Consider the following 11,923-nt stretch of genomic DNA (forward strand, 5'->3'; position numbering starts at 1 on the left):
CTCAGTCCCGCGCCTCCGCCAGCAGCTTCTGGACCCGGCTCACGCCCTCCACCAGGTCCTCGTCGCCCAGCGCGTAGGACAGCCGCAGGTACCCCGGGGTGCCGAAGGCCTCGCCGGGTACGACCGCGACCTCGACCTCCTCCAGGATGAGCGCGGCCAGTTCCACGGAGTTCTGCGGCCGCTTGCCCCGGATCTCCTTGCCGATCAGGGCCTTCACCGACGGGTAGGCGTAGAACGCGCCCTCGGGCTCCGGGCAGACCACGCCGTCGATCTCGTTGAGCATCCGCACGATGGTCCGGCGCCGGCGGTCGAAGGCCTCACGCATCGTGGCGACCGCGTCCAGGGAGCCGGAGACCGCGGCCAGCGCCGCCACCTGGGCGACGTTCGACACGTTCGACGTGGCGTGGGACTGCAGGTTGGTCGCCGCCTTCACGACGTCCTTCGGGCCGATGATCCAGCCGACCCGCCAGCCGGTCATCGCGTACGTCTTGGCGACGCCGTTGACCACGATGCACTTGTCCCGCAGCTCGGGCAGGACGGCCGGCAGCGAGGTGAAGGCGGCGTCGCCGTAGACCAGGTGCTCGTAGATCTCGTCGGTCAGCACCCACAGCCCGTGCTCGACCGCCCAGCGGCCGATCGCCTCGGCGTCCTCGGCGCTGTAGACCGCGCCGGTCGGGTTCGAGGGGGAGACGAACAGGACGACCTTGGTCCGCTCCGTCCGCGCGGCTTCCAACTGCTCCACGCTGACCCGGTAGCCGGTCGTCTCGTCGGCGACGACCTCGACCGGGACACCGCCGGCCAGCCGGATCGACTCCGGGTACGTCGTCCAGTACGGCGCCGGGACGATGACCTCGTCGCCCGGGTCGAGGATCGCGGCGAAGGCCTCGTAGATGGCCTGCTTGCCGCCGTTGGTGACGAGAACCTGGGCGGGGTCCACCTCGTAGCCGGAGTCGCGCAGCGTCTTCGCGGCGATCGCGGCCTTCAGCTCGGGCAGCCCGCCGGCCGGCGTGTACCGGTGGTACTTCGGGTTCCTGCACGCCTCGATCGCGGCGTCGACGATGTAGTCCGGAGTCGGGAAGTCGGGCTCACCGGCTCCGAAGCCGATCACCGGGCGCCCGGCGGCCTTGAGGGCCTTGGCCTTGGCGTCCACGGCGAGGGTGGCGGACTCGGAGATCGCACCGACGCGGGCGGAGACCCGGCGCTCGGTGGGAGGGGGTTGCAGCGCTCATGGCCCCATCGTTCCAGACGGGAAACCCGCCCGGCACGAGGGTTTCACAGACTGAACAGGTACCGGCAAACCGCTGAACACCAGTCCGTATTCGTTCTTCCGGAGCCCCGCGGCCTGGACGATCTTGCATCGGAAGATCCGTCACGGGCGCTTTCTGTTCGACGCCCGGCGCCGGAACACGTACACTCACACCTCGTTGGCCTTCTCCGGCCGCGTTCGCCGGGTGCACACCAAGCATCCGCGTGAATGCGGTACGTTGGGGGACACGCAAAGGGTCGTAGCTCAATTGGTAGAGCACTGGTCTCCAAAACCAGCGGTTGGGGGTTCGAGTCCCTCCGGCCCTGCTGCACACACCTCAGCCAGGATGTGTACGCATGTACGTACAGCAATGCATCGCCGTGCGGCTCATACCGGGCGCGGCACGGCCACGACCCGGAATCAGGTGAGGACGAGTGACGGACGCCGTGGGCTCCATCGACATGCCTGATGCCGAGGACGAGACACCGGACGCCAGGAAGAAGAACCGCAGGGGTGGCAAGCGGGCCAAGAAGGGCCCACTGAAGCGTCTGGCGCTCTTCTACCGGCAGATCGTGGCGGAGCTTCGTAAGGTTGTCTGGCCGACCCGTAGCCAGCTGTCGTCGTACACCACCGCAGTGATCATCTTCGTGGTCTTCATGATCGGCCTGGTCACTCTGTTCGACTACGGTTTTGGTCACGCTGCCAAGTACGTCTTCGGCTGAGCCGCCAGCGAAGAGCGCCGAGGTACCCGGCGCTCATTTTCGCGTGTTCCACCCCTATGTATCCAGGAAGAAGCAGCCACCGTGTCTGACCCGAACGTGAACGACGCCGTTGAGCCTCGCGGCGAAGGGGCCGAGTCCGTCGAGGACGAACTCGACGCCGTCGAGGACGCGGACAACGAGGTCTCCGAGACCTCCGCCGAGGTCGAGGCTGCCGACGCCGCCGCGGACGAGACCGAGGAAGCCGACGAAGCCGGGGAAACCGACGAAGCCGGGGAAACCGACGAAGCCGTCGAGGAAGTCGAGGACGTCCGCGACCCGGTCGAGGAACTCCGTGAGGAACTGCGGACGCTGCCCGGCGAGTGGTACGTCATCCACACCTACGCGGGCTACGAGAAGCGCGTGAAGGCCAACCTGGAGCAGCGGGCCGTCTCGCTCAACGTCGAGGACCTCGTCTACCAGGCCGAGGTGCCCGAGGAAGAGATCGTCCAGATCAAGAACGGTGAGCGTAAGACGGTCAAGCAGAACAAGCTGCCCGGCTACGTCCTGGTCCGCATGGACCTCACCGACCAGTCCTGGGGCGCGGTGCGTCACACGCCGGGTGTCACGGGCTTCGTCGGTGACGCCTTCAACCCGTACCCGCTGACCCTGGACGAGATCGTCAAGATGCTGGCCCCGGAGGCCGAGGCGAAGGCCGCCCGTGAGGCCGCCGAGGCCGAGGGCAAGCCGGTTCCGCAGCGCAAGGTCGAGGTCCAGGTGCTGGACTTCGAGGTCGGCGACTCGGTCACCGTCACCGACGGCCCGTTCGCCACGCTTCAGGCGACCATCAACGAGATCAACCCGGACTCCAAGAAGGTCAAGGGCCTGGTGGAGATCTTCGGCCGAGAGACGCCGGTCGAGCTCTCCTTCGACCAGATCCAGAAGAACTGACCCACCCCGAACCGCCGGCTCTGCCGGCTCCGCTGGGCAGAGTTCAGGACAAACGCTTCCGCGCAGGTCAGGCGAACGCTCAGGCGCCCGCCTGACCTGCTCGGTTTTTGGCCGCACATCCATACCCGCTATCGTTGTGCGGTATGCCTGCGTCCGGGCTGGTCCCGTCGCGCAGGCAGGACCCGAATGGAAAGGACCCGGAGAGCCATGCCTCCCAAGAAGAAGAAGGTCACGGGGCTCATCAAGCTCCAGATCCAGGCCGGTGCCGCCAACCCGGCTCCGCCGGTCGGCCCCGCGCTGGGTCAGCACGGCGTCAACATCATGGAGTTCTGCAAGGCCTACAACGCCGCGACCGAGTCGCAGCGTGGCTGGGTCATCCCGGTGGAGATCACGGTCTACGAGGACCGTTCCTTCACCTTCATCACCAAGACCCCGCCGGCCGCGAAGATGATCCTCAAGGCCGCGGGCGTGGAGAAGGGCTCCGGCGAGCCGCACAAGACCAAGGTCGCGAAGATCACGCGTGACCAGGTCCGCGAGATCGCCACCACCAAGCTGCCCGACCTGAACGCCAACGACCTGGACGCCGCCGAGAAGATCATCGCCGGCACCGCCCGTTCCATGGGCGTCACGGTCGAGGGCTGACCTCCACCCCCGTAAGCCAAGCAGAAGTGTGGAAGGGCCCGCTCGGCCCGGACCACGACTCCTAAGAACCCACAGGAGCTTTAAGTGAGCAAGCGCAGCAAGTCTCTCCGCGCTGCGGACGCCAAGATCGACCGGGAGAAGCAGTACGCCCCGCTCGAGGCCGTCCGTCTCGCCAAGGAGACCTCCACGTCCAAGTTCGACGGCACCGTCGAGGTCGCCTTCCGTCTGGGTGTCGACCCGCGCAAGGCCGACCAGATGGTCCGTGGCACCGTGAACCTCCCGCACGGCACTGGCAAGACCGCCCGGGTCCTGGTCTTCGCGACCGGCGACCGTGCCGAGGCCGCGCGTGCCGCGGGCGCCGACATCGTCGGCGCCGACGAACTGATCGACGAGGTGTCGAAGGGCCGTCTGGACTTCGACGCCGTCGTCGCCACCCCGGACCTCATGGGCAAGGTCGGCCGCCTCGGCCGCGTGCTCGGTCCCCGTGGTCTGATGCCGAACCCCAAGACCGGCACCGTGACCCCGGACGTCACCAAGGCTGTCAACGACATCAAGGGTGGCAAGATCGAGTTCCGCGTCGACAAGCACTCGAACCTGCACTTCATCATCGGCAAGACGTCCTTCGACGAGACCAAGCTGGTGGAGAACTACGGCGCCGCGCTGGACGAGATCCTCCGTCTGAAGCCGTCCGCCGCGAAGGGCCGCTACATCAAGAAGGCCTCGATGACGACCACGATGGGCCCGGGCATTCCGCTCGACCCGAACCGCACCCGCAACCTCCTCGTCGAGGAGGACCCGGCGGCGGTCTGAGCCTGACGGCTCGTCCCGATCGGTCACGGGCCCCGCGCCCGCAGCGTCCCTGCTGCGGGCGCGGGGCCCGTTCCGGTTCCGGTACGTGTGCCGGATGGTCTGCGCTACGGTGCGGCCACGGGGTTCGCACGGGAGAGGGTGGGACCGGGACCGATGACGATCACCACCGTGCGCCGTACGGGCCTCGTGCTCGCGGCGACGATCGCGCTCGCGGCGCTGACCACGCTGACCACGATCTCCGCCTGCACCTCCTCGGCCGCCCCCGGCCCTTTTGGCGGCCGTGGTGCCGACACCGGCGCCGGACAGCGGGACGAGGCGTCCCGCCTGCGGTCCGTCACGGCGCTGCGGTCCGCCGAGCGCTCCACCGCCGGCGCAGGCTCCGCCCGCGTCGAGTCCACCACGGCCATGGGCTCGCTGATGTCCATGACGGCCGACGGCACCCTCGCCTGGGGCGACGACCTCATCGGCACCCTGACCATCACGTACACGGACGGCGCGGTGGCCGACGCCATGCGCCGCCTCGGCAGCACGTCGATGGAGGCCCGCTACCTGCCCGACGCCTACTACGCGCGCGTGGGCGACACGTTCGCCGCGCGGACGGGCGGCGGGCACTGGCTCCGGTACGGCCACGACGACCTAGAGGACATCGCCGGCGGCGAAGCCGCCGGTCTCGGGGACCAGATCCGCGGCTTCACACCCCAGCAGTGCGTGAAGCTGCTGCTGGCCTCCGGCGACGTGCGGAGGGTCGGTGAGGAACGGGTACGGGGCACGCCCGCCACGCGCTACTCGGGCACGGTGGAGCCGACCCGCCTGAAGACCCGGACCCCGGGCCCCGGGACGGGACGGTCGGCCGAACTGGCGGATCTGAAGGAGCAGTTGGTCAGGGCCGGGGTCACCACCCAGACGGTGGACGTCTGGGTCGACGACCGGAACCTGCTGGTCAAGAAGGTGGAGCGGGCGGAGACGGCGACGGGTCGGCTCACCCAGACCGCGTACTACGCCGACTACGGCGTGAAGGTGACGACCGAGGCTCCCCCCGCCGCCGACACCCAGGACGCCACGAACGTGCTGGACGGCCGGCGCACCGCCCCCTGAGCCCGCCGCATCCCCTGCCAGGCCGGCCGGGAGCCTCGGGCGGAACTCGAAGGCCGCTGTCAGAGGTGTGGGATAGGGTCAAAAACCTTGCTGTGTACAAGCTATGTGTTCCCTGGGGGGAACCGAAGACCTGGGGGGATTCGATGAGAACTTCCATACCTGCCGCCGGACTCACCGCACTCGTTCTTGCGGCCGGCGCGGTCGGCTGTTCCAGTGGCTCGGAGGAGTCGCCCGAGATGACGCCGGCGGCGGCCGTGGCCAAGGCGGCGAAGAACACCGAGGACATCACGTCCTTCCGGTACACGATGACCGGTGAGGTCCCGGCGCAGGGCAAGATCGAGGCGGAGGCCTCGATGCGGGTCAAGCCCGATGTCGCCATGAGCATGCAGATGACGGCGCCCGACGCGGGTACGCAGGGCAAGGTGGAGATCCGGCTCGTCGACAAGGCCATGTACATCGGCGGCGGCGCCGAGATGGCCAAGGAGATGGACGGCAAGAGCTGGATGAAGTTCGACCTGGCCGAGCTCGGTGCCGACGCGGAGCTGAACGAGCTCGGCGCCCCCGGCCAGGCCGAGCAGAACCCGGCCGCCGAGTCCACCTTCCTCACCGGCGCCAAGGACGTGAAGAAGGTCGGCACCGAGAAGATCGACGGGGTCGAGACCACCCACTACTCGGGCACCGTCACCCTCGACGACCTGCGCGCCTCGCTCAAGGACAAGGACGCGAAGGCCGCCGAGACCGGCGAGAAGAGCATCGAGCAGTACGAGAAGATGGGCGTCGAATCGCTCACGATGGACATGTGGGTCGACGGCGAGGACCACACCAAGCAGTTCCGGATGCGCGGCGACGCCACCCAGGGCCCGCTGGACATGACCATCAAGTTCCTCGACGTCAACAAGCCGGTGACGGTCGAGGCCCCGCCGGCCGAGGAGACCGCCGACCTGGCCGAGATGATGAAGGAAGCCGAGCAGGGCTGACCGGCCCGGACTGGACCGGTGAGCTGGTCCCGGGGAGCGGATTTGCCTCGCGGCGATCCGTTCCCGTACTCTCCTGAAGAAGCCAAAGACCGCTGGTTGTTGCCGTCCTCTCGTCAGAGAGTGCGGTGGCCGAAGGATCCGCTGAACTGCGGACGACCCGCGCAGGTGACAGTGGAAGAGTTCCCGGAATTCGCTGCCGCGAGGATGCGAATCACCGGTTGAGCCTCGCCCCGTGCGCCTGCGCCCGGGGCGTTTCGTTTTTCCCAGTCCTCCTTCGGGTCCGCGCGGTCCGAATCACCCGGAAGGAGGCCGAGGCTCTATGGCGAGGCCCGACAAGGCTGCTGCGGTTGCCGAGCTGACGGACAAGTTCCGCAGCTCCAACGCCGCCGTGCTGACCGAGTACCGCGGTCTCACCGTGGCGCAGCTCAAGACGCTGCGTCGTTCGCTCGGTGAGAACGCCCAGTACGCCGTGGTGAAGAACACGCTGACCAAGATTGCGGCCAACGAGGCCGGGATCACGCTGGACGACCAGCTCTTCGCTGGTCCGACGGCGGTCGCCTTCGTCACCGGTGACCCGGTGGAGTCGGCGAAGGGTCTCCGTGACTTCGCCAAGGACAACCCGAATCTCGTCATCAAGGGCGGTGTCCTTGACGGCAAGGCGCTGTCCGCCGACGAGATCAAGAAGCTTGCGGACCTCGAGTCCCGCGAGGTTCTGCTCTCCAAGCTGGCCGGTGCCTTCAAGGGCAAGCAGTCCCAGACTGCTCAGCTCTTCCAGGCGCTGCCGTCGAAGCTCGTCCGCACCGTGGACGCGCTCCGTGCCAAGCAGGACGAGCAGGGCGGTGCCGAGTAATTCGGCTCGCTTTCCGATCCTCACCGCATGAGGTGAGGGTCGATGCGGGCCCGACGTACGCCCGCCTCACCCAGTACATCCGGCACCTGCCGATTTAGTGGAAGGACCGCCATCATGGCGAAGCTCACCCAGGACGAGCTGCTGGCCCAGTTCGAGGGCATGACCCTCATCGAGCTCTCCGAGTTCGTGAAGGCCTTCGAGGAGAAGTTCGACGTCACCGCCGCCGCCGCGGTCGCCGTCGCCGGCCCGGCCGGCCCGGCCGCCCCGGTCGAGGCTGCCGAGGAGAAGGACGAGTTCGACGTCATCCTCACCGGCGCCGGCGACAAGAAGATCCAGGTCATCAAGGTCGTGCGCGAGCTGACCTCCCTCGGCCTGAAGGAGGCCAAGGACCTGGTCGACGGTGCGCCGAAGCCCGTCGTCGAGAAGGTCAACAAGGAAGCCGCCGACAAGGCCAAGGAGGCCCTCGAGGGCGCCGGCGCCTCCGTCGAGGTCAAGTAAGACCTTCCGGGTCCGACAGGACTCCCGCGGCCCGGCTGAGCCGGTTCCGCACCGCGTCCAACAGGACGTGTAACGCGTAAGCGCCGAGGAGCGATCATCCATCCGGGTGGTCGCTCCTCGGTGTGTCCGGGGCCCGGCGGCGGCTGCCTTGCCCCTGGGACGGCGGGGGGTATGGTGATCTTCGATGCGGACCTCCGCGGGCCGCGAAGAGTCGCCTGTTGAGAGGCGGTTCGGGCAAGGGGGGCCTTGACGAACCGCACGCAGCGCGCAATTCTCAGGACGCGTCGTCAACAAGCATCCGAATCCGAGGCATGGATCGACGGCGAAGAGGGCAGTATCACGGTGCGTCGAGGGCATGACCGTGCCGCAGGAGTTGAGAACAACGAGGGCCTCTGAGGGTCTCGAAAACCCGCACTGGACATCAGTGTGCCAAGTGGCTACACTGACCCTTTGCGCTGCCTGTTAGCTGTCCCCTGCCCGTCACCAGGGGTCTGCCCTCACTTGAGCACAGACGATCAGACTTCTCTGACCTGGCCTTTTCCGGTCGGATGGAGAGGTGTCTGGCACCGTGTCCCGTGGGGGGCCGGCACGCGCGTAGTGAGTCCGAGCCCTCGGAAGGACCCCCTCTTGGCCGCCTCGCGCAATGCCTCGACCGCGAATACGAACAACGCCGCCAGCACCGCCCCGCTGCGCATCTCCTTTGCAAAGATCAAGGAGCCCCTCGAGGTTCCGAACCTTCTCGCGCTGCAGACCGAGAGCTTCGACTGGCTGCTCGGCAACGACGCCTGGAAGGCTCGCGTCGAGGCCGCTCTGGAGAACGGTCAGGATGTCCCCACCAAGTCCGGTCTGGAGGAGATCTTCGAGGAGATCTCCCCGATCGAGGACTTCTCCGGGTCGATGTCGCTGACCTTCCGCGACCACCGCTTCGAGCCGCCGAAGAACTCCATCGACGAGTGCAAGGACCGTGACTTCACGTACGCGGCGCCGCTCTTCGTCACCGCCGAGTTCACCAACAACGAGACCGGCGAGATCAAGTCCCAGACCGTCTTCATGGGCGACTTCCCGCTCATGACGAACAAGGGCACCTTCGTCATCAACGGCACCGAGCGTGTCGTGGTGTCGCAGCTGGTCCGTTCGCCGGGTGTCTACTTCGACTCCAGCATCGACAAGACGTCCGACAAGGACATCTTCTCCGCCAAGATCATCCCGTCCCGGGGTGCCTGGCTGGAGATGGAGATCGACAAGCGCGACATGGTCGGCGTCCGCGTCGACCGCAAGCGCAAGCAGTCCGTCACCGTCCTGCTCAAGGCGCTCGGCTGGACCACCGAGCAGATCCTCGAGGAGTTCGGCGAGTACGAGTCCATGCGCGCCACCCTGGAGAAGGACCACACCCAGGGCCAGGACGACGCGCTGCTCGACATCTACCGCAAGCTGCGTCCGGGCGAGCCCCCCACCCGCGAGGCCGCGCAGACGCTGCTCGAGAACCTCTACTTCAACCCCAAGCGCTACGACCTGGCCAAGGTCGGCCGCTACAAGGTCAACAAGAAGCTGGGTGCCGACGCGCCGCTCGACGCGGGCGTGCTGACCGTCGAGGACGTCATCTCGACGATCAAGTACCTGGTGAAGCTGCACGCCGGTGAGATCGAGACCGTCGGCGACAGCGGCCAGACCATCGTCGTCGAGACGGACGACATCGACCACTTCGGCAACCGCCGCCTGCGCAGCGTCGGCGAGCTCATCCAGAACCAGGTCCGTACGGGTCTGGCCCGGATGGAGCGCGTCGTGCGTGAGCGCATGACCACGCAGGACGTCGAGGCGATCACGCCGCAGACCCTGATCAACATCCGGCCGGTCGTCGCCTCCATCAAGGAGTTCTTCGGCACCAGCCAGCTGTCCCAGTTCATGGACCAGAACAACCCGCTGTCCGGGCTGACGCACAAGCGTCGTCTGTCCGCGCTCGGCCCGGGTGGTCTCTCCCGTGAGCGGGCCGGCTTCGAGGTCCGTGACGTGCACCCCTCGCACTACGGCCGCATGTGCCCGATCGAGACGCCCGAAGGCCCGAACATCGGTCTGATCGGCTCGCTCGCCTCCTACGGCCGGGTCAACGCGTTCGGTTTCGTCGAGACCCCCTACCGCAATGTGAGCGACGGCCAGGTCACCGACGACGTCGACTACCTGACCGCCGACGAGGAGGACCGCTTCGTCATCGCGCAGGCCAACGCGCCGCTCACCGACGACCTGCGGTTCGCCGAGGCCCGCGTGCTGGTCCGCCGCAAGGGCGGCGAGATCGACTACGTCAGCCCCGACGAGGTCGACTACATGGACGTCTCGCCGCGCCAGATGGTGTCGGTCGCGACCGCCATGATCCCCTTCCTCGAGCACGACGACGCCAACCGTGCCCTCATGGGCGCGAACATGATGCGTCAGGCCGTGCCGCTGATCAGGTCCGAGGCCCCGCTCGTCGGCACCGGCATGGAGTACCGCTCCGCCGCCGACGCCGGTGACGTGGTCAAGGCCGAGAAGGCGGGTGTGGTCCAGGAGGTCTCCGCGGACTACATCACCACCACCAACGACGACGGCACGTACATCACGTACCGCCTGGCCAAGTTCGCCCGCTCCAACCAGGGCACCTCGGTCAACCAGAAGGTCATCGTCAACGAGGGCGACCGCGTCGTCGAGGGCCAGGTCCTCGCCGACGGTCCGGCCACCGAGAACGGCGAGATGGCGCTCGGCAAGAACCTGCTGGTCGCGTTCATGCCGTGGGAGGGTCACAACTACGAGGACGCGATCATCCTGTCGCAGCGCCTCGTTCAGGACGACGTCCTCTCCTCGATCCACATCGAGGAGCACGAGGTCGACGCCCGTGACACCAAGCTCGGCCCCGAGGAGATCACCCGGGACATCCCGAACGTCTCCGAGGAGGTCCTCGCCGACCTCGACGAGCGCGGCATCATCCGCATCGGTGCCGAGGTCGTCGCCGGCGACATCCTCGTCGGCAAGGTCACGCCCAAGGGTGAGACCGAGCTGACCCCCGAGGAGCGCCTGCTGCGCGCGATCTTCGGTGAGAAGGCCCGTGAGGTCCGTGACACCTCGCTGAAGGTGCCGCACGGCGAGATCGGCAAGATCATCGGCGTGCGCGTCTTCGACCGCGAGGAGGGCGACGAGCTTCCCCCCGGTGTGAACCAGCTGGTGCGCGTCTACGTCGCGCAGAAGCGCAAGATCACCGATGGTGACAAGCTCGCCGGCCGCCACGGCAACAAGGGCGTCATCTCGAAGATCCTGCCGATCGAGGACATGCCGTTCCTGGAGGACGGCACCCCGGTCGACATCATCCTCAACCCGCTGGGTGTGCCGTCCCGAATGAACCCGGGACAGGTACTGGAGATCCACCTCGGCTGGCTCGCCAGCCGCGGCTGGGACGTCTCCGGCCTCGCCGAGGAATGGGCCGAGCGCCTGCAGAACATCGGCGCCGACCGCGTCGAGCCCGGCACCAACGTCGCCACCCCGGTCTTCGACGGTGCGCGCGAGGACGAGCTGGCCGGCCTGCTGCAGCACACCATCCCGAACCGCGACGGCGAGCGCATGGTGCTCCCGAGCGGTAAGGCGCGGCTGTTCGACGGCCGCTCCGGTGAGCCGTTCCCGGAGCCGATCTCGGTCGGCTACATGTACATCCTCAAGCTGCACCACCTGGTCGACGACAAGCTGCACGCCCGCTCGACCGGTCCGTACTCGATGATCACCCAGCAGCCGCTGGGTGGTAAGGCCCAGTTCGGTGGCCAGCGCTTCGGTGAGATGGAGGTGTGGGCGCTGGAGGCGTACGGCGCCGCGTACGCCCTCCAGGAGCTGCTGACCATCAAGTCCGACGACGTCACCGGCCGTGTGAAGGTCTACGAGGCCATCGTCAAGGGCGAGAACATCCCCGAGCCGGGCATCCCCGAGTCCTTCAAGGTCCTCATCAAGGAGATGCAGTCCCTGTGCCTGAACGTGGAGGTGCTGTCCAGCGACGGCATGTCCATCGAGATGCGTGACACCGACGAGGACGTCTTCCGCGCTGCGGAGGAGCTCGGCATCGACCTGTCCCGGCGCGAGCCGAGCAGCGTCGAAGAGGTCTGACGGGAGTTTCGGTCCGGAGGTTCAGCGATGAAGATCCCTGAAC

General features: G+C 67.4%; 9 protein-coding genes, 1 tRNA gene and 1 pseudogene. 10 read left to right on the forward strand and 1 reads right to left on the reverse strand.

The features are described 5' to 3' along the window. Position 1: 1 nt before the first annotated feature. Positions 2-1,229, reverse strand: a pseudogene (locus ACVW19_RS20000) (pyridoxal phosphate-dependent aminotransferase). Positions 1,230-1,499: 270 nt separating this feature from the next. Here ACVW19_RS20000 and ACVW19_RS20005 point away from each other — a divergent pair. The 10 genes from ACVW19_RS20005 (at position 1,500) to rpoB (ending at position 11,880) form a co-directional block, all read left to right on the forward strand. After that, positions 1,500-1,572: transfer RNA gene (locus ACVW19_RS20005), tRNA-Trp, on the forward strand. Between the two features lie 108 nt (positions 1,573-1,680). Continuing rightward, complete coding sequence (gene secE, locus ACVW19_RS20010) at positions 1,681-1,968, forward strand: preprotein translocase subunit SecE (protein WP_457460703.1); 288 nt, start codon at positions 1,681-1,683, stop codon at positions 1,966-1,968. A gap of 81 nt (positions 1,969-2,049) precedes the next feature. Continuing rightward, positions 2,050-2,895 (forward strand): transcription termination/antitermination protein NusG, encoded by an 846-nt coding sequence (nusG, locus tag ACVW19_RS20015; protein WP_457460704.1) that lies wholly within the window; start codon positions 2,050-2,052, stop codon positions 2,893-2,895. A 207-nt stretch (positions 2,896-3,102) separates the two neighbouring features. Next, entirely contained in the window at positions 3,103-3,537 is a 435-nt protein-coding gene (gene rplK / locus ACVW19_RS20020) for a 50S ribosomal protein L11 (RefSeq protein WP_004984556.1), read from the forward strand. Positions 3,538-3,621: 84 nt separating this feature from the next. Continuing rightward, positions 3,622-4,347, forward strand: coding sequence for a 50S ribosomal protein L1 (gene rplA / locus ACVW19_RS20025; protein ID WP_109381538.1), 726 nt, complete (start codon positions 3,622-3,624; stop codon positions 4,345-4,347). Positions 4,348-4,500: 153 nt separating this feature from the next. Next, positions 4,501-5,442 (forward strand): hypothetical protein, encoded by a 942-nt coding sequence (locus ACVW19_RS20030; RefSeq protein ID WP_457460705.1) that lies wholly within the window; start codon positions 4,501-4,503, stop codon positions 5,440-5,442. Between the two features lie 143 nt (positions 5,443-5,585). Then, positions 5,586-6,419: a DUF1396 domain-containing protein gene (locus ACVW19_RS20035; RefSeq protein ID WP_457460706.1), complete on the forward strand. Its 834-nt coding sequence runs from the start codon at positions 5,586-5,588 to the stop codon at positions 6,417-6,419. A 319-nt stretch (positions 6,420-6,738) separates the two neighbouring features. Further along, a complete protein-coding gene (gene rplJ / locus ACVW19_RS20040) occupies positions 6,739-7,269 on the forward strand; it encodes a 50S ribosomal protein L10 (protein WP_457460707.1) in 531 nt (176 codons plus the stop codon). A gap of 114 nt (positions 7,270-7,383) precedes the next feature. Further along, the gene (gene rplL / locus ACVW19_RS20045) at positions 7,384-7,767 is read left to right on the forward strand and encodes a 50S ribosomal protein L7/L12 (RefSeq protein WP_457460708.1); all 384 of its coding nucleotides are present in this window, start codon (positions 7,384-7,386) and stop codon (positions 7,765-7,767) included. Positions 7,768-8,394: 627 nt separating this feature from the next. Further along, positions 8,395-11,880, forward strand: coding sequence for a DNA-directed RNA polymerase subunit beta (gene rpoB, locus ACVW19_RS20050; protein WP_457460709.1), 3,486 nt, complete (start codon positions 8,395-8,397; stop codon positions 11,878-11,880). Positions 11,881-11,923 lie beyond the last annotated feature (43 nt).

This window comes from Streptomyces sp. TE5632 (assembly GCF_054061295.1).

Bases quoted from the DNA above. Each gene is read 5' to 3' on its own strand.
- rplK (WP_004984556.1), top strand. From the start codon at position 3,103: ATGCCTCCCAAGAAGAAGAAGGTCACGGGGCTCATCAAGCTCCAGATC.
- ACVW19_RS20030 (WP_457460705.1), top strand. From the start codon at position 4,501: ATGACGATCACCACCGTGCGCCGTACGGGCCTCGTGCTCGCGGCGACG.
- ACVW19_RS20035 (WP_457460706.1), top strand. From the start codon at position 5,586: ATGAGAACTTCCATACCTGCCGCCGGACTCACCGCACTCGTTCTTGCG.
- rplJ (WP_457460707.1), top strand. From the start codon at position 6,739: ATGGCGAGGCCCGACAAGGCTGCTGCGGTTGCCGAGCTGACGGACAAG.
- rplL (WP_457460708.1), top strand. From the start codon at position 7,384: ATGGCGAAGCTCACCCAGGACGAGCTGCTGGCCCAGTTCGAGGGCATG.